Origin of the sequence: Acinetobacter sp. WU_MDCI_Abxe161 (assembly GCF_025514355.1) — a bacterium.
GTDB lineage: Bacteria > Pseudomonadota > Gammaproteobacteria > Pseudomonadales > Moraxellaceae > Acinetobacter > Acinetobacter pittii_E.
Genome location: NZ_JAHPTU010000002.1, coordinates 126,514 through 146,389 on the forward strand (window position 1 = coordinate 126,514; position 19,876 = coordinate 146,389).

Sequence of the window (19,876 nt, forward strand, 5' to 3'; positions counted from 1 at the left end):
AAAAGCCACCGACAAAGGTGGCTTTTTTATTTTAAGTGTCTGTTTAAGCAGGTTCTACTATTTCTAAAGGTTGATAATAAATCTGGTTACGACCAAGCTGTTTAGCCCGATACAAGGCTTGATCCGCAGCGTGAATTAACTTTTCCTGATTTACTTTAAAACCTTCTGTATAAACAGTAAAACCTAGACTAATGGTGACCTGCTTAGAAACTAAAGAGGCGGCATGAGGAATTGCTTGGCGCTCAATCGCTTTATAAATATTTGCAGCGACCGCATAGGCACCTTGAGCAGGTGTTTTCGGCAACAGCACCACAAACTCCTCTCCACCATAACGGGCCACAAAATCAACGTGGCGTATCGAATTTTTAATTGCAGAGGCAATAGATGAGATGACCTTATCCCCCATTTGGTGCCCATAAAAATCGTTATAATTTTTAAAAAAATCGATATCAATAAATAAAACAGCCAATGGACGCTTTTCTTGCTTTGCACGATAGTAAAAAAAGTCGAACATCTCATCAAAAGTACGTCGATTTGAGATGTTGGTCAGTGCATCCTGCTGACTTAAATGAAGCAACTCGGAAGCCTCAATTCGTAAAATCTGTTCATTCAGCTCAGCAAGCTGATTATTTAAAAAAAGGCTTCTTTCTCTAGAGGTGAGCATCGTGCTAATTGAAAAACCTAAAATACAGCTTCCAAACAGCGCTCTTCCCAAAGCAATATAATCACAATTTGCTTGCAATAAAATCAGTAGAGAAAAAACACAAATCGCTGCGATCAACCCCACATAGAGCATATGCAAAGGCTTTATACCGCTTAGGATAAAACCTAGCATATATAAAAAAGAAAGTAGCAACATTGACTGGTTTTTAAGGGCGACATTTTCTACGCTAAGAAGCAGCATTGCATTGATAATAATGGTCAAAAATACAATGCCACAGGCAGCGATATAAAAATATTCACTGAGGCCTTTAAACTTTGCAAAAACCCAAAATAGCAGCAGCGCACAAGCAATATTAACTGCACTTAGTAAGCAGTAAAAAAAGTCCCAAGTAATATTAGGCACCCCGATTACCAAGTAGTCAGTCGGTAAAGCCAGTAAAATAAAAATAAGGTAGGTTAAAATGCCACTTGCTAAAAATTTTGAGATATTTTGTTTAGTTCGCTCAAGGTTTAGGCACCAGAATTTTTTTTCTAATTGATGTGGCAAAGGCGTATTGGCATAACGATGGGTATGTAGAGTTACTAAATATTCTATTTCTTCTTTTGCTTTGAGTAATTCATGTACATTTCCCCTATTCGCCACTACTTGATTCCTGCTTCTTACACATTAACAAAATATAACATTATTTTTTAATGCGTCTGGCGCTTTATTTTGCCATTTGTCCGTAATTCTCGTTACCATTTTCACACTTTATCGATTATCATTTGTTTTATTTCGAAGTTTGAACTGCCTTGGACTCTATTACCCTGCTCCAGCCAGATGATTGGCATGCACATTTACGTGATGGTTTAGCATTAAAACGTACTGTACCTGATTTGGCCAAACAATTTGCTCGTGCGATTTGTATGCCAAACCTTGTTCCACCTGTAAAAACTGTGGAAGAAGCATTGGCTTACCGTGAACGTATTCTTGCTCATGTTCCAGAAGGTCTTCATTTTGACCCGCGTATGGTGCTTTATTTTACTGATTTCACCTCACCAGACGAAGTTCGTAAAATTAAAGAATCTGGACATGTAAATGCTATTAAACTTTACCCAGCAGGCGCGACCACTAACTCTGATAACGGTGTAAGTGACATTCGTAAAGTTTATGCAGTCATTGAGCAATTAGAAGAACACCAAGTTCCGTTATTACTTCATGGTGAAGTGACTCATAACCACGTTGATATTTTTGACCGTGAAAAACGCTTCTTAGATGAAGTTTTATCACCGTTATTAAAACAGTTTCCAAAACTTAAAGTGGTACTTGAGCACATCACAACCAGCGATGCTGCACACTTTGTTTTAGAACAAGACCGCAATGTCGCTGCAACAATCACGCCTCAACATTTATTATTTAACCGTAATGATATGTTGGTGGGTGGTGTTAAACCGCATTTCTATTGTTTACCAATTTTAAAGCGTCAAACTCACCAGACCACTTTGCTTGAAGTTGCAACTAGCGGTAACCCTAAATTTTTCTTGGGTACAGATAGCGCACCTCACTCGCAAAATGCAAAAGAAAATGCGTGTGGCTGTGCAGGCTGTTATAGTGCGCCTAATGCAATTGAACTTTATGCTCAAGCATTTGATCAAGTGGGTAAATTAGAGCGCCTAGAAGGCTTTGCTAGCCACTTTGGTGCAGACTTCTACGGTCTACCACGTAATACTTCTACCATTACTTTGGTAAAAGAAGATAACCTCGTTCCAGAATCTTTTGATTATTTAGATGATCAAAAAATTATCCCGCTGCATGCCGGGAAAACGCTGCAATGGAGAAAAGTGTGACACAAGAAACCTCTGTCCCGGTCATTGGCCAACGTTTTCGTGGCTTCTTACCTGTTGTTGTTGACGTTGAAACGGCAGGTTTTAATGCCCAGACAGATGCATTGCTAGAAATTGCGTGCATTCCAATTGTGTATGATGCTCAGGGACAATTTGTCCCTGGTCCAGCATTTCATGCGCATATTAACCCGTTTGAAGGGGCTAATCTCGACCGCCGTTCGTTAGACTTTATTGGTATTGATCCATTCAATCCGATGCGTATGGCAATGGCTGAAGATGAGCGCACCGCATTACGCCGTATTTTTAAATCGGTGAATGAAGTCCGTAAACAGCAACATTGTACCCATGCAGTGCTAGTTGGTCACAATGCGCATTTTGATCTTGGCTTTTTACAAGCAGCAATTGCACGTACAAGCACAAAAAATCAAAACCCATTCCATAGCTTTTCAGTAATGGATACGGTTACTTTAAGTGCTGTAATGTTTGGACAAACTGTGCTTGCTAAAGCCTGTATTCAAGCTGGAATTGATTTTGACGGTAAAGAAGCTCATTCTGCTTTGTACGATACTCAGAAGACTGCTGAACTGTTTTGCTATATTTTGAACAAACTGTCACCTTACCTCCTTGACAGTTTGGTGGCGGCTTCTTAAGATACCGCCATCCTCAACGTCCCTATCGTCTAGAGGCCTAGGACATCGCCCTTTCACGGCGGTAACCGGGGTTCGAATCCCCGTAGGGACGCCATATTCTTTCTTTTAAGATTCCTTTTTTATTTTTAAACGTTCTGTTTATATTTCTAATTTTCTGTATTCCCCCATAAAATACACTTGTGCAAATATATCTCCGATCCAGTATTTCCTTTACATAGATTTACAATATAATAATTCTTATTTCTATACTGATATTTATTATCAACAAGGTTTTAAATGGATCTTAAGCTTCGCCTTCTCTCCCTGAGCATCGCTCAACTATGCTGTATTTCAAGTACTTTCGCAGAAACCAATAGTTCCTCAACGACGCTTGCTACCATTAAGATTAAAGCCCAACAAGCTGCCGACCAAGCCTATAAAGTCGATAGCTCAAGTAGTGCAACACGTAGCGAAGTCGCATTAAAAGATACGCCACAATCGGTCAGCGTAGTGACCCAAAAAGTAATTGAAGATATTGGTGCGACACGTTTAATCGAAGCGCTTGATTTGGCTGGCGGCGTTACTCGTGCTAATAACTTTGGTGGCCAAGGCTTAACAGGATTTAATCTCCGTGGATTCACTAGCGGTGAGTTTTACCGTAATGGATTCCCGATTAACCGTGGTTATCCAAACGCCCCCGATAGCAATACAATTGAACGTGTAGACGTTTTACGTGGTCCCTCTTCTAGCTTATATGGCCGTGGTGATCCAGGTGGTACGTTTAATCTAATCTCTAAAACACCGAAGTCTGAGCAACAAACTACTTTAGGTTCCCAGCTGAACAGTGAAGGTTTATATCGCACTACTATAGACACTACAGGCACTATTCCAAATGCAGAAAATATTGGCTATCGCCTCAATGTGATTGCAGAAGGCGGTGATAGTTATCGTGATCATGTCGAGTCCAAACGATATGGAATTGCACCAGTCATCCAATGGCAAGCTTCTGATGCAACCAAAGTTACTTTTGAAGCAGATATATTACGAAATCAGCATCCACTTGATCGTGGCCAAACACGTTATGCAGGCCAGAAATCATTTAACAGTTCACCCGAAACCTATTTGTGGGAAACAGGTAAATACAACAACCGACTCTACAATGATAATGACATGACTCAATTACGAGTTGAGCATGACTTGGGAAATGACTGGAAACTTAATGCGGGTGTGCAATATCTACATGGCAAATTATATGGCTATGCGGTAGAGGCAAATGGCATACAGGCCGATGGAGAAACTTTAGACCGAAATTACAACTATCGCGAATTAAAATGGCAAGATACCGATGCCCAAATTAATCTAACAGGTAAATTCCAACTTTTAGGTCTAGCTCATACTCTTGTAACTGGGCTTGAATATGAAAACTACGATTACAAGTCATATATTATTCGTTCGGATCCTAAGTCGAATAACTATCCAATCAATATTTATGATCCAGTTTTAGGCCAACCTCTACCCGAGCTTAAAAATATTACGACCCATGACCGCGAAAATCTAAAAACAACTGCTGTTTTTGCACAAGACCAAATCGATTTAAATGAGCGTTTAAGTGCGCTACTGGGTTTACGTTTTGAGCACTACGAACATGATTACAAAAACCTATTACCAAATACTGCAAACTGGAATACCAGTCATGACGCATTTATTCCACGTTTAGGTTTAGTTTTTAAAGCCCGTGATGATCTTTCAATCTATAGCAATGCTGCAAAATCGTTTAAACCAAATACAGGGGCTAGCCGTAATGGAGAGGGATTTGACCCAGAAGAAGGCATGGCTTACGAGTTAGGCTTTAAATGGCAAGCACTCGACAATATGTTGTCGGTTGACTCTGCTATTTTCTATGCCAATAAAGAAAATGTCTTAACAGATGATCCTTTATACCCAAATCAAAATAAAAAAGTCGCTGCTGGTGAAGTTCGTAGCCGTGGTATTGAGCTAAATATTGCAGGGCAAATCACTCCAGCTTGGAAAATTATTGGTGGATATGCCTATACAGATGCAGAAGTGACTAAAGACAACACTCTGCAAAAAGGAACAGCACTGGCCAACATTCCAAAGAATAGTTTTAATCTTTTAAATATCTATGAATTTCAGGATGGCCCTTTACAAGGCTTAGGTCTGGGCATTAATCAAAAATATATTGAGAAACGTGCAGGACAAACAGCCAATAGTACTTACACCATGAAAGGTTATGCAGTTACAGATTTGGTTTCTTATTATCAGGCAACACCAAAACTTCGTCTTAACTTAGATGTGAAGAACATTTTTGATAAAGTTTATGATGAAAGTGCCTTTAATTTATATGCTTATCCGGGTGAATCACGTACGGTTCAATTGGGTATGAGTTATAAATTCTAAAAAAAATGCGCCATTTCAGTTTTTGAAATGGCGCATCTGGTTTACGCAGACTTACGTGAATTTACTTGTCCTTGTATCACCGCCTTAATATTGCCTTTGGCATAGTTCAAAAACACCACAAGTGGTGAAAGTTTTGGATTTGGTTTTTTACCCTTGCCAATGGTTTTAAATTGAGCGGCATACCAAATAATTTCCATAATTGCCATTTTATCGACAAAAGGTAAACCTGTTTTAATTGGTTTTACTGCATAGCGAACATCTTGCCCTGCAATTAAACGTTCTGTTAAATCCGTTTCCACGGCAAATGGACGAGCAATACCAATAAAGTCACATGCGCCACTTTCAAGTGCAGCGTTCATGCCTTCTACAGTACGGAAACCGCCTGTCACCATGAGTTTACACTTAACATGCTGGCGAATTTTCTCTGCAAAATCTAAAAAGTATGCTTCACGTGCAATCGTACTTGCTTTACGTTTATCCGCCTTAGCTCCAGCCATTGCTGGTGCCTCATAAGTACCACCTGAAATTTCAATTAAATCGATACCAGCTTCATCTACTGCTTTAAATACAGAAATTACATCTTCTTCGCTAATACCGCCCCGTTGGAAGTCGGCCGAGTTAAGCTTCACTGAAATGATAAAATTATCCGAAGTCGCTTCACGTACCGCTTTATAAACCTCGAGTAAAAAACGAGTACGATTCTCAACTGAACCGCCCCATTGATCTGTGCGCTTATTGGTTAATGGCGATAAAAACTGACTAATTAAATATCCATGTGCACCATGTAATTGCACTCCTTCAAAACCTGCTTTCTCACAGATTTGAGCTGCTGTGGCAAAGCGTTTAATAATATCTAGAATTTCATCATGAGTTAATTCACGTGGCGTTCCAAACATGGTTGCTAAAGCTGGGCTAAAAGGTACGGCTGAAGGCGCTACGGTTTCTTTATTTAAACCTTTTGGACACTGGCGACCTGGATGCGATAATTGAATCAACTGAACCATGCCATATTTTTTACCTAATGCCGCCCACTCTTTTAAGCGCTCTAAGTCACGTTCAGTTTCAATAACTACAACACCCGGTTCATTTTTTGCACCGGCATTTACCATGACATTACCCGTAATTGCACAGCCAAGCTCACCTTTTGCCCATGCGCCATATAAACCCAAATGTAAGTCATTTGGTTGGCCTTCATAATTTGCAAGTGCTTCACTCATTGCGCCTTTAATAATTCGGTTTTTAAAGGTGGTATTGCGTATCATGATGGGTTGAGCAATCTGGTTCATGGTTAACCTCTTTTTTTGATTTTTAGAGCAATTACTCTAATTTAAATGAGTTATTGGGCATGTCAAGGCATAATCGATAACTGACAATAGCACATGTCAATTTTAAAGAATATAAAAATATGCAACTTTTTGCACAAAATGCAAATTTTAATTTTTTATTTAAAAACAATTAATTAAGATATTTTTTTTAAAGAGATGATCTAATTAATTGTTTGGTATATTTAGTTTGAGGCTTAGAAAATAGGAGTTCAGTTTCCTGATATTCAACAACTTTTGCATGACGTAATACCATCACTTTATGGCACAGTGCTTTCACTATATTGAGATCATGACTAATAAAAATATAACTTAACTGCTCGGTTTGCTGTAATTGTCTCAACAACTTGATCATAGCTTTTTGCGTGGTCCGATCTAAGGCAGAGGTAGGTTCATCCAAAATTAAAAGTTTAGGCTGAACCACCAAAGCTCTAGCTAAAGCCACGCGTTGACGTTGTCCACCTGAAAGTTCATGAGGATAACGATGTTGAAAATCTTCAGCCAATTCAACCTTTACCAATACAGATTCAACTTGCTGCTTTATCTCTTTTTCATTCACAGCTTTTAACTTTAACCCTTCAGCAATAATCTGCCCTACTGTCATACGCGGGTTTAAACTGCCAAATGGGTCTTGGAAAACAAGTTGAAAATCTGATCTCATCAACCGTAGCACTTTTGGCTGTAGCTGATTCAAATCTTGCCCTAAAAAAACAATCTGCCCTTTACTCTGAATAAGCTGAACCAAAGCGAAGGCTAAAGATGACTTACCAGCACCACTTTCACCAACCACCCCAAGCGATTCACCTAGAGCAAGGTCAAAACTCAAATCTTCTATTGCGGTGAAATATCCTTGAATACGATTTAAAATTCCTTTTCTTATTGGAAACTGTACGCTGAGGTGCTGTACTGATAAAACGTTTTGTTGAGCGGATTTAGGCTCTACACTTCCAAAATCATGATCTAATAACTGTGCTGTATAAACTGTTTTAGGGTTTGTAAAAATTTGGCTCAGTTCACCTTCTTCTACTACACGCCCACTTTGCAATACAATAAGTTTCTCAGCATAGCGATGTACTAAATTTAGGTCATGGCTAATTAAAATAAGTGCCATTCCATATTTGCTTTGCAAAGATTTTAATAGCTCTAAAATCTGTATCTGTAAAACCACGTCCAATGCAGTAGTAGGCTCATCAGCAATTAAAATTTTAGGCTGAAACGCCAATGTCATCGCAATCATGACACGTTGTCTTTGTCCCCCAGAAAGCTCATGCGGATAACGTTTTAAAATTTGCTCTGGTTCAACAATTCCCACATCTTTAAGCAGTTCAACTATTTTTTGTCGAATTTCAAGTTTTGAGAAACCCGATAATATAAGGTTTTCCCCTATAATTTTTTCAACACGATGAAGCGGATTTAATGCAGTAGCAGGCTCCTGAAAAATCATAGCGATTTGGCGACCACGTAAATTTGATTGAGCTCTCTCATTTAACTCAAGCATGTTTTGTGAGCCAATCCAGACCTGACCTGTTATTTCTAATTTTTCTTGTAGCAACCCCATTATTGCTAAGCAGCTCATCGATTTACCTGAACCACTTTCACCCACAATAGCAAGTGTTTCCCCTTCATTTAAGTGGAAATTCAGGTCATCCAATAAAACCTTGTGAGCTTTGGTTTGAACTGCAAGATGCTTTACCTTTAATAATGTTGAAACGTTGTTTAAATTATTTTCTTGGGTCAAACGCATCACGGGCCGCCTCCCCAATATAAATTAAAAGTGAAAGAACAATTGCCAGACTAAAAAATCCTGAAATTGCTAGCCATGGTGCATCTAAGTTATTTTTACCTTGTAGCAATAACTCGCCTAATGAAGCTGCATCGGGTGGCAAACCATACCCTAAAAAATCAAGAGCAGTTAAAGCGCTAATATTAGTCGTTAAAATAAATGGTAATTGCGATAAACTCGAGCTTATCGCATTTGGCAAAATATGCCTAAAAATAATCGCGCGATCAGTCACTCCCAATACTTGGGCTGCACGAACATAATCTAGCTGGCGAGCTTTCAAAAACTCTGCTCTAACGATGCCCACCAAAACGGTCCAGCCAAAAAACAACATAATGAAAAATAGCCAATATACGTTTGGCACAAACATACTGACTAAAATCATGACCATAAAAAGCATGGGTAAGCCATTCCAGACTTCAATCAATCGTTGTCCTAATAAATCGACCCAGCCACCGTAGTAACCTTGAATGGCGCCAACGGTAATTCCAAATAAAGCGGAACAAAAGGTTAAGGCTAAACCAAAAAGCAACGACACTCTTAAGCCATAAAGAATACGGGCAAAAACATCCCTGCCCTGATCATCTGTTCCTAACCAGTTTTGTTTGGAGGGTGGTGATGGCACCGGAACGGCCAAGTCTAAATTGGGCGTTTGATAAGAAAACTTAACGAGTGGCCAAACTGTCCAACCTTTAGCCTCAATAAGTGCTTGTACGGCGGGGTCTTTATAATCAGCTTCTGTTTCAAACACACCACCAAACGTGGTTTCTGGATATGTTTTTAGCACAGGCAAATAGTAAGAACCTTCATACTTCACTAACAGTGGTTTATCGTTAGCGATCAACTCCGCAGCTAATGACAAAACTAAAATCAGACTAAATAAAATAAAGCTGGCCCAGCCCAATTTATGCTGTCTAAAACGCTGTAATCGAGTCCGCACAATTAAAGACATTATTTGCCTCCATGTGCGTCAAAATGAATTCGAGGATCAATCCATTGATACAACACATCACAAACGAGACGTAAAATTAGGCTAAATAAAGTAAAGAAAAATAAGACACCAAAAATAACCGGATAGTCGCGCTGAACAAGGGCTTCAAAGCCCAACAAACCCACCCCATCCAAATGAAAGATAATTTCTACAAACAGGTTACCTACAAAGAAAATACCCGCTAACACTTCTGGCAACCCGGCAAGCACAACTAAAATGGCATTACGAAAGACATGTTTATATAACACCTGTTGGCTATTCAGACCTTTTGCATAGGCTGCCAAAACGTAGGGTTTATTGAGTTCTTCTAAAAATGAGTATTTAGTTAAATAAGTTAAACTGGCAAAACCGCCTAATACCATAGTAATCAGTGGCAGAGTCATATGCCATAAGTAATCAGTAACTTTGCCCCAAAGACTCAGTTGATGAAAGTTATCTGAGACTAAATTTTGTAATGGAAACCATTGAAAATAAGAGCCACCTGCAAAAAAAACAACTAACAAAATGGCAAATACAAAACTTGGTACAGCATATCCTACTACGAGGATTAATGAAGTGGAGCGATCAAACCAAGAGCCCTGCTGCCTTGCTTTTTTTATTCCCAGCGGAATAGAAATGAGGTAAATGAGCAAAGTACTCACCAGCCCAAGTGAAATAGAAACAGGCATTTTTTCCCATAACAATTGCACAACAGGTTTATCTTTAAAGAAACTTTGTCCAAAATCTAAAGTTAAATAGCCTTTTAACATTAAGAAAAACCGTTCAGGAGCAGAACGATCAAAACCATATTGTGCCTTAATTTGCTCAACCATTTCAGGGCTTAAACCTTGGGCACCTTGATAATAAGTTTCTGCACTCAATGCACGACCAATTCCCAAATCGCTTTGTGCCTGATGTATTGCTTGCTCAACTGGTCCACCCGGTGCAATTTGCACAACCACAAAATTAATCAATAAAATGACGAATAATGTGGGAATTATTAAAAGAAGTCGCTTGAGAATATATGAACCCATATAACAGGATTTCCTTTATGGCAGATGCTTTTTATTATTGATGTAAATATTTGGCAACTTTTTTGGCTTTATTTGCATCACTCCACCAATATTCTATCCCAGAAGAAAGTGCTGGTTTAACTTTAGGTTGTTGATACATATTCCAATAAGCATACCAGTTTTCACCTTTACCATAAGTCGGGATTTGATAATATCCAGCTCTAAGCAATCGATCGAGAATGCGAGTATAAATAATCTGTTGTTCACGGCTCTTACTCACAACAAGTTTTGAAATCACTTGATCAATTACTGGATTGCGGATTCCCGCATAATTGTAATTCCCATCCTGAGCTGCGGCTACACTTCCCCAAAATTGAGATTGTTCATTGCCCGGATTGAGAGATTGCGGCAGGTTCATCGTGGTCATGTCAAAATCGTAACGGCGAGTCCGTTCTAAATATTGCGGTGCATCAACCTGACGCAAATTAACCGCAATACCTAACTTTTTTAAGTTACGAATAAAAGGCATGAGTGTTCGTTGTTTACCATCTTGCTGAATCAAAAACTCAAGCTGAACTTTTTTCCCTTCAGGTATAAATAGCTGTCCTTCTTTAACTTTGTAGCCAGCTTGTATCAGTAATTGCCGTGCAGTTAACAAATTCTGACGGTTAAACCCACTCGCATCTGAAACTGGGTATTTCCAGTTTGCTAAAACACCTTGCTGCATGAGTGGAGATAACTTAGGCAATAACGGTTTTAATAACTCTAATTCAGTTTTTGAAGGTCGACCCGTTGCTGCTAATTCACTATTTTCAAAATAACTTTGTAGACGTTGATATTGTCCATAAAACAAAGCTTTATTTTGCCATTCAAAGTCATAGGCATAGGTTAAGGCTTGTCTAAAACGAATATCATTTAAAGGTTTTCGTCGTGTGTTAAACACATAGCTTTCAGTGGCAATCGGGTTGTGGTGACGAAACTTATATTGAGTAACCAGTCCCGCTTTTACGGCTGGAAAACGATAATCTGTTACCCATTTTTTAGGATTAGTCTCTTCATGCAAAGTGTATTGCCCAGATTTAAATCCTTCAAAAGCAATATCCCAATTTCGATAATAAACATATTTTAATCGGTCAAAATTATAACGTCCTTTATTAATAGGCAAATCTTTTGCCCAATAATTTGGGTTTCTTTTATAACTAATGCTTCTACCCGGATCGATTCGTTCAACTACATACGGTCCCGAGCCAATAATTGGTTGTAAAGTAATTCGGCTAAAATCTCTTGTTTGCCAATCTGCTTTTGAATAAATGGGTAAGGTTGCCAAAATGAATGGCATTTTAGGGTTGTGCGTAGATTTAAAACTAAACTTTACTTGATGAGCATTGATCACATCTGTTTTTGCCAAATCAGCAAGGTACATCTGTAAACCTAAATTTGACTTCGTCTGATAAGCATCAAAACTAAATTTAACATCTGCCGCAGTGACTGGCTGTCCATTACTAAAACGAGCCTTAGGGTTTAAATAGAAAGTAACAGACTGCGTTTTTTCTGAGTCATAACTCACTTTCTGTGCCAAAAGTGGATATAAAACCCCGACCTCATCTAACGACTGCGTCATTAGAGTATCAAAAAGATAATTAACACCTTCCGTCGTATTCCCTTTCCCATTCATACTATTGAGGTTATCAAAAGTTCCTTGGGCTGCCTGACTTAACAAACCACCTTTCGGAGCGTTAGGGTTTGCATATGGCATAGCCATCATTCCCAAATATTTAGGCTTGGAATGAATCGCTATATATGAGGTGGTTTGCTGTGCAGAAAAAACTGCATGCGAAATGACACTGAGCCCGACTAGCAGGCTCAGTTGAAAAGATGATTTATGCATAAGTTGCTAATTATTTTATAAATTAGGCACTTTAATTACATCACCAATGCGAAGCTGAGTAGAAGGCGTTAAATTATTCAGCTCAGCCAAGAAATTGGTTTCTAAACCATATTTGCTAGCAAGGCCAATTAATGTATCACCACGCTTCACTTTGTATTCCACAACAGTTTTTGGAATCACAATATTCTGGCCGCGCTGTAAATTAGCATTCGCTTTTAATGCATTCATTTCAGCAAGTTCGCGCACTGAAATACCTGCACGGCTCGCAATACTATTTAAAGACTCACCAGATTTCACAGTATATCTTTCAGTATTTTTACCAGCCGCAACTGTTTTAGTTGAAGACTTAGTATCTACTTTAGCTGTTTCTACTGTAGGTACATCACCTGTTAGCTTTAAACGTTGCCCTACACGAACGCTACTGGTACGTGAAAGACCATTTAATGAAGCAAGGTAGTCCAACTGTAAATGGTAGCGGTTAGCGATATTACCTAAGCTATCACCAGATTTGACTGTATAAGTTTCTGGTGTTTCTTCTTTGGTATTTTTAGAAGCTTTGCTTGGTTCTTCTTCTTCCACTGTACCTGTGAGTTTTAAGCGTTGACCAGCGCGTAAGCCAGCCGTACGAGACAAACCATTTAAGTCAGCCAAATAGCTTGTTTGTAAATTATATTTACTCGCAATCGCATTTAAACTATCACCAGACTGTACAACGTATTGTTCAGGAACACTTAAGCCTGCTGGTACTTTTAAAGTTTGACCAAGCTGTACATGGCTATTTGCTTTTAAGTTATTTAACTCGGCTAACTCAGCTAGGCTAATTTTTGATTTGGTTGCAATACTCGATAAAGTATCACCACGTTGTACTTTATAGCCTTCTGTTTTATAAGAAACATTTGCTGACGCTTTCTCAGTTTTAGTAGAGGTCTTAGTTTCAGCTACTTCATCTACAGTAATATCTTGTGTAGGCACATTAATTTTTTGGCCGACCAACAAATTACTACCTGCCGTTAAACCTGGGGTTAACTCAGCAAGTTCCTGATTCGAGAGCGCATAACGATCTGCAATTAATTTCAGGTATTCACCACGCTTCACAGTATAGCTCTTAGTTGCTATACGTTTTGCACTTGCCTGAACTGCTTTTGGCTCGGCTTTAGTACTTGAGCGGCTATTCTTTGGTTCTTTTAACTGTAGTTTTTGCCCTACAAATAAGCCATCTGTCACTGATAAATCATTATATTCAGCCAATTGTCTTACTGACAAATTAAACTGGTTGGCGACACCACTTAAGCTATCGTTAGCCTGAACAACATATACATCAGGTTTAGCTGTGCTTTTCGAAGTCGTTTGAGTTTCTTGTGGCTTAGCGTCATAAAGATAAAGCGTTGAACCAACATATAGCGTTTTTTCAGGGTCAATCTGGTTCCACTTCGCAACATCGCGCCAGTTTACGCCGTTTTTCATCGCGATAACGGCTAAAGTATCACCCGGTAAAACTGTATAGGTACTACGTTTGCCTTTAGGCTGCACAACCACTACATCTGTATCAGTTTTAATGTAAGGCTTATCTTTATTGCGCTGGCCATCTTCAGAGTTAGCTACGGTCACGTCTTCAGCTAAAGTTTTTGGATATGCAAAACCTTTACTTACTTCTTTACCTTGTTGCTCTGCAACCGATTGGCTCGTTTGAATCGCAGTTAACTTAATTTTGCCGTCATAAGGATCAACAATTTCTGTTCCTTGCGGGGCAAGAGCTTTCAACTCAGCAACCACCTGATCTTTTTCAGCCTGTGTTGGCTGTGGTTCTAAAGCTTGCTGAACTGTCTCTTTCTCACCTTCAGCTCGAACTGCCGCTAAAATCTTCTCACGCTCTGCAGCCGAGATTGGTGGCTCCGTCTTCACTTGCTTAATGTTTGCCGCTGGTGTCACAGCGACAGGAATACGTGGAGCACTCGGTACATCAGCTGAAGCTGCAAACGCGGCTAAAGCATCAGACCCGCGAGGTGTTGAAGTTTTTACTGTGCTAGAGCTGCTTGTTGTTTTAGTAGGTGTTGACGGTTTAACAGGTTGAACCTGATTTGCAGGTGTTGTCTTAATTGTTACCGAGGTTGAAGCATTTACATCTGGCTTAGATGGTGAAGTCGCGTTTGCCCACCAGCCTGAACCACCACCCGATTTAAGACGTTTTAATTTATTGTCAATTGAAGGACTTAAATCTGCTGGAATCAAGATACGCATTGGACTTGCAGGGTCCACCATTTCACCACGATATCCCGGGTTTAAGGCATAGAGTTCCGAACGACTTAATCCAGCTACAGAAGCAATTTCGCTTAAAGATAAAGGCGCAGATAAAGTCACTTCACGGAAATGGGGTCTATTTGCAATTGGTGGTAAAGAAATACCGTAAGCTTTTGGGTTTTTAATAATTTGGGCAACAGCCAAGAAACGCGGAACATAATTCATGGTCTCTTGAGGTAATTTTAATGACCAATAATCTGTTGGTAGACCAGCTGCCTGATTTCGGTTAATCGCCTGTTGAATACGTCCAGGACCTGCGTTATAGGCTGCTAAAGCGAGTTCCCAAGAACCGAATTGGTTATATAAGCTTCCTAAAAACTCATACGCTGCACGGGTCGACTCAACAACATCTCGACGCCCATCATACGTACCTGTTTGCTTTAAGCCATAAATACGACCAGTACTCGGAATAAACTGCCATAGACCTGCTGCAGCTGCACTACTTGTTGCAGCTGGGTCATATGAACTTTCAATTACAGGTAATAATGCAAGTTCTGTCGGCAATCCGCGGCGTTCAGCTTCTTTAACTGTATGATATAAATAACGACTTGCGCGGGCACTTAATCGATCAAGGTAAGGCTGACGAGAAATAAACCAACTACGCTGAGCTTCAATACGTGAATCCCAATGGTTCAGATCCATTTTGAACCCCACAGACATACGCTTCCAGACATCACCGTGCTTTAAAATAAGCAGACGGTCACCCTCTACAGCACGCATATCAGTTGCTGAAAGTAAGTCTTCCAACGAATCAAGACTACTCGCATCTAAATAACCTGCACCACTGACCTGTTTTGATTTTGAGGTTTTTGCAGATTGCGGAGTCGATGAACAGCCTGTTGTAATACCCAACGCAGCTAACGCAGAGCTAAGTACGGTAATTTTGAACAATGATGCTGCAGATGGCTGCCACACAAATGTGGTTGGTTTATACATAAAAACTTCCAAACAACTCGCGTAATATTTTTTTGGGGTCTGCCCACAAACCCTGGGTCTTCGATGCCATTGTAGTAAAGCATGCAAGATAGACAAGGCAATAATTTAATGTCATTTGCATGGAAATGTTACAAGAAATTAAAAAAACCTTGCTTTGATACGATGGAACCGAACTTTTTGCGTATACAATACACCATATTCAGTTCTTTTTCTTTTAGTTTAGGTTTCGATTTATGTCTCAAACAATCACACTGTATGTTGATGGTGCATGTCGTGGCAATCCGGGTTTAGGTGGTTGGGGCGCATATGTCATTACTGAGCAGGGTGAACATAAATTATTTGGTGGTGAGCCTGATACGACCAATAACCGTATGGAACTCACTGCTGCCATTGAAGGTGTTTCATTTTGCCCAGCCGATGCTCACTTAATTATCTGGACAGATTCAAATTATGTGAAGCAAGGTATTACTGAGTGGATTCATGGCTGGAAAAAGAAAAACTGGAAAGATGTAAAAAATCCTGACCTTTGGCAGAAATTAGATGCTGTCTGTGCAGGTAGAAATATAGAATGGAACTGGATTAAAGGCCATGCAGGACATCCGGGCAATGAAATGGCAGACCAGTTAGCTAATTTAGGTGCAGACAAAACTGCTAAAGAACTCAAGCAACCACAGCCTGCCACTGTACCGCAAGATATAAAAAAGCCTGAACAGGACTGGTTACTAGACGACCCTTTCGGATTTGATCTGGCAGAAGTAACTGAAGAGGAAAATATTCACCTTGAGGCAACTGAAGAAGTTGAGATGATTATTGAAGATGAAGAAGAAGTTATCGAAGTTGAAACTGCCGAGCAAGAAAGTAAGCAGCTAACCAAAAATATTCATCCTCAAATCGTTGTGACCGAAGCCAAATTAAAATTACAAGGTCCTCGCCAACTGATTCTCGATACGGAAACCACTGGTTTTTATTTCCAAGATGGCGACCGTATTATTGAGGTGGGCGCGATTGAGATGATTAACCGTAAGCTTACGGGTAGCTCAATTCATATTTATATTAACCCACAAAAACCAGTGGGAGATTCAGAAAACGTCCACGGGATCAGTGATGATTTCTTAAAAGATAAACCGCTCTATGCGGATATTGCAGACACCTTGTTTGATTATCTCAAAGGTGCAGAGATTATTGCCCATAACGCAACCTTCGATATGAACTTCCTTGATATGGAGTTTAAACGCGCAGGACTTCCTGCGCTTTCTGAAGTATGTGAGGTAACGGATACTTTAGCTTTAGCGAAGAACAAACATCCAGGGCAAAAAAACTCTCTTGATGCGCTCGTAAGACGTTATGAAATTCCGGCACGTGACCGTACTTTCCACGGCGCATTACTCGATGCTGAAATTCTTGCTGATGTTTATTTAGCAATGACTGGTGGTCAGGTTTCTTTTGATATAGATGCCTTATCTCAGAGTGAAAATAGCCAGCAAACAACCAATAGAAGCAGAGTTCAAATTGACCTTCCTGTAATTTACCCTTCTGAGGAAGAGTTAAATACACATGAGACTTGGGTCAAAGAATATGAGGAAAAACACGGAGAACCTTGCCTTTTTGCAAAATAAATTTTTGATTCTTTAGTGTTTTTAGCTTTTCCCCTTTGCAAGTTAAGTTATATTAGTCGCATAGATTTTTAGCTCAATTTAATGAGCACTACGAATATAACAATTGATTTTTTTGCAAAGGGGAACGTTTATGTCTGAGCATACGTCGATTCATTTCGATCCAACAGCCTTACTCATCATTAAACATGAAATTGATCGTTCAATAAAACTGGTTGAAGGTGCTGTAAGTACCTTAATTGAAGAACAAACTCTCCCTTTTGGTATTGATGATGCATTAGAACAGTTTAAGCAATGCACTCAAGTACTACGCTTAATTGATATCCCCTATCTTGCAAAAATCACTCAATATTCAACTGAGTTGATGCAAAAAATTATTGCGAATCCAGCACAAATTAATACTGATGATGTCGTTGCCTTAAGCGAAGGCACGACTATGGTAAAACGTTATATTGAATTTATCTGTTTGCGCGAAATACAAGTTCCACAGTTTCTTCTTACGACCTTAAATAATTTAGAATTAGCTTTAAATAAACCACTGACTACATCAGGACAGGCTCTTGTTCCCTTACTTGCAGATACTTCGCTCGAACTGCCTTCGCCTGAAATATTAATTAGTGAAAAAACTCAGTTCATCCATCAACTCTATAAATTATCTCTACATCAATTTTTAAAAAAGACAGCATCAGCTCAGAATTTTCAAGCCTTTAAACTTATTGCAACCTATTTGCTCAGCATGGCTAACACTCAGCCAAGCCAACAATATTGGCAGCTCGTCAATTATGCTTTTAACCATATTGATGACCTACCTTTAAATGATTCACGCCTACGTGTACTCATTAATATCGAAAGTCAGATTGGTCAGTTCCTAGCAAATCCAGAAACTTTCAAGCCTGATTTAGCTGCACTTGCAGATGTTTTAAGTATTGTCATTGCTCAAGAAGATGAGATTGCCCACCATATTCGCACCCAACTTCATATAGGTGAGGAAACACCAACAGACACTCAGTTACTCGTTCTCAGCCGCCATCTTTTTGGTCCCGACTTTGACACGATGCACACCGTCAGCCAATTAATCTTGGATGAAATGAATAAGGTGCGGAACGATATTGAGTACAACTATCAAAATATGTCGTCTGAAAAAGCACAGCAACTCCAAGCGAGCCTTTTACAGCTGGCCTATACCTTTAAACTTCTTAATCTAGATGACGCCTCATCTGCACTTTCTCAGCAAGCTACTAGTTTAAGTCAACTTAACATTTTAAGTGATGAGAACTATGCGCAGCAGCTGATGAACAGTATTTTGTCGGCCATGAACTCAATTGGTATTTTAGTACGTCAATTCACCTCGAATCGTTTACAACTTAATGTGAACAATACGGATATTTCTTTAGATCGTCTTGATGAAGCACACCAAGCCTTGCTTATTGAGACAAAAAATTTAATTGATTTTATCTGTCAAAGTCTGACTTTGTATGCAAATGATCAAACACAAAATATTGAAGCAATTGCAGGTTCGTTAAAAGAGTTAGCGGGTGCAGCCGAATTTTTAGGAAGCACGATTCAACAACAAGCTTTACTCCAAACTGCTCAATTTGTTCAAGAGCAACTTGAACAAAAACAGCCTTTTAATACAGACCAAATTCACTGTATTTTTAACGTATTAGCCGGTATTGACATGTTAGTTGACAATTTAAAAAATAAACAACCTGTTCTACAATCCATGTTTAATGTAGCATTGTCGAGTAGTCAACAACTTCAAAAAAAGGCAGCTTAATGTCTGAATTATCACTTGCTTATATTTTCCATCATCAACAATTACTGGTTGACCAGAACCTTCAATTACCCAAAGTCGAAAAGTTAGCAAGTGATTTACTTTTCACTCATGATGAGCAGGTCATTGCGCGTGACTTGCTTGCTGAGGAACCTATTCCCGAAGGTTTACAACTTGTCCCAATTCGCCAGCTTATTACCAGTTGGTCGAAAGAACAGTTTTTGCAAGCGAGCCGAGCTGTTCAATTACTTGAATGGCGACGTAACCATAAATTTTGTAGCCACTGTGGACATCCGACAGAAGTTCATCCAACCGAATATGCAATGGTATGCCCTTCTTGTCGCTATCACCAATACCCTCGTGTAAACCCTTGCATTATTACCGTCATTACTCGTGGTGATGATGAAATCTTACTCGCGAAGTCAGTTCACAATAAAACCAACATGTATGGTTTGATTGCAGGTTTTGTTGAGGTGGGTGAAACACTGGAAGAAGCAGTACAACGTGAAGCCTTCGAAGAAGTCGGTTTAAAACTCAAAAATATTCAATATATGTCAAGTCAGCCTTGGCCATTCCCAAGTAACCTTATGGTGGCTTTTCGGGCAGAATATGAGTCGGGTGAAATTAAGCTTCAAGAAGAAGAAATTGCAGATGCACAATTCTTCAAAATTGATCAATTACCTGAGATTCCATTTAAAGGAAGTATTGCTCATTCAATGATTATGCAGATTACCCAAGCTGGGTAATC

At 39.4% G+C, this 19,876-nt stretch carries 13 protein-coding genes and 1 tRNA gene; 7 read left to right on the forward strand and 7 right to left on the reverse strand.

The features are described 5' to 3' along the window. Positions 1-43: 43 nt before the first annotated feature. The gene (locus tag KTI78_RS02455) at positions 44-1,306 is read right to left on the reverse strand and encodes a GGDEF domain-containing protein (RefSeq protein ID WP_262445082.1); all 1,263 of its coding nucleotides are present in this window, start codon (positions 1,304-1,306) and stop codon (positions 44-46) included. A gap of 149 nt (positions 1,307-1,455) precedes the next feature. Between KTI78_RS02455 and pyrC the strand changes: the two genes are divergently transcribed. From pyrC to KTI78_RS02475, 4 genes are all read left to right on the forward strand, one after another. Then, on the forward strand, positions 1,456-2,490 hold the full coding sequence (gene pyrC, locus KTI78_RS02460; RefSeq protein ID WP_016141840.1) for a dihydroorotase: 1,035 nt from the start codon (positions 1,456-1,458) through the stop codon (positions 2,488-2,490). Then, positions 2,475-3,137 carry a ribonuclease T gene (rnt, locus tag KTI78_RS02465; RefSeq protein WP_016141841.1) on the forward strand — a complete coding sequence of 221 codons (663 nt, stop codon included), beginning with the start codon at positions 2,475-2,477 and terminating at the stop codon, positions 3,135-3,137. The genes pyrC and rnt overlap by 16 nt, the downstream gene beginning before the upstream one ends. An 18-nt stretch (positions 3,138-3,155) precedes the next feature. Beyond that, positions 3,156-3,231: transfer RNA gene (locus KTI78_RS02470), tRNA-Glu, on the forward strand. A gap of 182 nt (positions 3,232-3,413) precedes the next feature. Continuing rightward, positions 3,414-5,534 (forward strand): TonB-dependent siderophore receptor, encoded by a 2,121-nt coding sequence (locus KTI78_RS02475; RefSeq protein ID WP_262445083.1) that lies wholly within the window; start codon positions 3,414-3,416, stop codon positions 5,532-5,534. Between the two features lie 41 nt (positions 5,535-5,575). Here KTI78_RS02475 and KTI78_RS02480 read toward each other — a convergent pair whose 3' ends face one another. The 6 genes from KTI78_RS02480 to KTI78_RS02505 all read right to left on the reverse strand — a co-directional run bounded on the left by KTI78_RS02480 (position 5,576) and on the right by KTI78_RS02505 (position 15,741). Then, positions 5,576-6,820 carry an NADH:flavin oxidoreductase/NADH oxidase family protein gene (locus KTI78_RS02480; RefSeq protein WP_262445084.1) on the reverse strand — a complete coding sequence of 415 codons (1,245 nt, stop codon included), beginning with the start codon at positions 6,818-6,820 and terminating at the stop codon, positions 5,576-5,578. Between the two features lie 187 nt (positions 6,821-7,007). Next, complete coding sequence (locus KTI78_RS02485; protein WP_262445085.1) at positions 7,008-8,603, reverse strand: ABC transporter ATP-binding protein; 1,596 nt, start codon at positions 8,601-8,603, stop codon at positions 7,008-7,010. Beyond that, a complete protein-coding gene (locus KTI78_RS02490; protein WP_262445086.1) occupies positions 8,578-9,588 on the reverse strand; it encodes an ABC transporter permease in 1,011 nt (336 codons plus the stop codon). The genes KTI78_RS02485 and KTI78_RS02490 overlap by 26 nt, the downstream gene beginning before the upstream one ends. After that, the gene (locus KTI78_RS02495; RefSeq protein WP_262445087.1) at positions 9,588-10,640 is read right to left on the reverse strand and encodes a microcin C ABC transporter permease YejB; all 1,053 of its coding nucleotides are present in this window, start codon (positions 10,638-10,640) and stop codon (positions 9,588-9,590) included. Before KTI78_RS02495 ends, KTI78_RS02490 begins: the two co-directional genes overlap by 1 nt. Positions 10,641-10,674: 34 nt before the next feature. Beyond that, positions 10,675-12,507, reverse strand: coding sequence for an extracellular solute-binding protein (locus tag KTI78_RS02500; protein WP_262445088.1), 1,833 nt, complete (start codon positions 12,505-12,507; stop codon positions 10,675-10,677). Positions 12,508-12,522: 15 nt separating this feature from the next. Beyond that, positions 12,523-15,741, reverse strand: coding sequence for a LysM peptidoglycan-binding domain-containing protein (locus KTI78_RS02505; protein WP_224993176.1), 3,219 nt, complete (start codon positions 15,739-15,741; stop codon positions 12,523-12,525). Between the two features lie 233 nt (positions 15,742-15,974). Between KTI78_RS02505 and dnaQ the strand changes: the two genes are divergently transcribed. The 3 genes from dnaQ to nudC all read left to right on the forward strand — a co-directional run bounded on the left by dnaQ (position 15,975) and on the right by nudC (position 19,874). Next, positions 15,975-17,357: a DNA polymerase III subunit epsilon gene (gene dnaQ, locus KTI78_RS02510; protein WP_262445089.1), complete on the forward strand. Its 1,383-nt coding sequence runs from the start codon at positions 15,975-15,977 to the stop codon at positions 17,355-17,357. A gap of 130 nt (positions 17,358-17,487) precedes the next feature. Continuing rightward, positions 17,488-19,131, forward strand: a complete 1,644-nt coding sequence (locus tag KTI78_RS02515) for a chemotaxis protein (RefSeq protein WP_262445090.1) — start codon at positions 17,488-17,490, stop codon at positions 19,129-19,131. Then, positions 19,131-19,874, forward strand: coding sequence for an NAD(+) diphosphatase (gene nudC, locus KTI78_RS02520; RefSeq protein ID WP_005070517.1), 744 nt, complete (start codon positions 19,131-19,133; stop codon positions 19,872-19,874). Before KTI78_RS02515 ends, nudC begins: the two co-directional genes overlap by 1 nt. The last annotated feature ends 2 nt before the right edge of the window (positions 19,875-19,876 follow it).